The sequence below is a fragment of the Bacillus sp. BPN334 genome (assembly GCF_008368885.1).
In the GTDB taxonomy this organism is placed as follows: Bacteria; Bacillota; Bacilli; order Bacillales; family Bacillaceae_G; genus Bacillus_A; species Bacillus_A wiedmannii.
On the sequence record NZ_QOZW01000045.1, the window covers coordinates 1 to 667 of the forward strand.

General features: G+C 31.3%; 1 protein-coding gene. It reads left to right on the top strand.

From position 1 onward, the window contains the following. Nucleotides 1-227: 227 nt before the first annotated feature. A partial coding sequence (locus DN393_RS31110) for an Arm DNA-binding domain-containing protein (protein ID WP_179958549.1) occupies nt 228-667 on the top strand: 440 nt, incomplete at its 3' end.

The following is a 667-nucleotide window of genomic DNA, read 5'->3' on the forward strand; positions in this document are numbered from 1 at the left end:
CTCCCCCTTGAATCGCTTTATAATTCCATCGATTATATTACCGAATTTTCTGTATATTGTAAAGATGAAATTAGTATTATCTGACAATCATACCCTATAACTGAATTTGTTCATATATGGTAAAATGTATCTATCGCTGATATGTCCAAACATGTAATTTTCATAGCAGCAAAATTACAACTAGACTTATACAACATGATTCAAAACAAAATGAAGGAGTGTATTAAGTGAAAGGACATATTCGAAAAAGAGGAAATAATTACTGTATCATTATTGATATCGATCCTGATCCAGAGGCAGGAAAAAGAAGACAGAAGTGGTTTTCTGGTTATAAGACAAAAAAAGAAGCCGAAAAAGATGTGGCGAAAAAGATTACGGAGTTAAATGAAGGGATTTTTGTGGAGCCGTCTAAGCTTACTTTAAAAGACTATCTGGTTCAGTGGTTAGAAATTAAAAGGATGAGTTTAGAAAGAAATAGCTACGTTTCTTATTATAACAATGTAACCCATCATGTTATACCGAGTATAGGAATGATTGCACTTCATAAATTAAATGTTATGGACATTCAAAAATGCTATAAATCAGCATTAGATACTGGTATTTCAAATAATTCCTTAATCCAATTGCATCGAGTACTAAAAACAGCTTTGAATCTAGCAGTAAAACA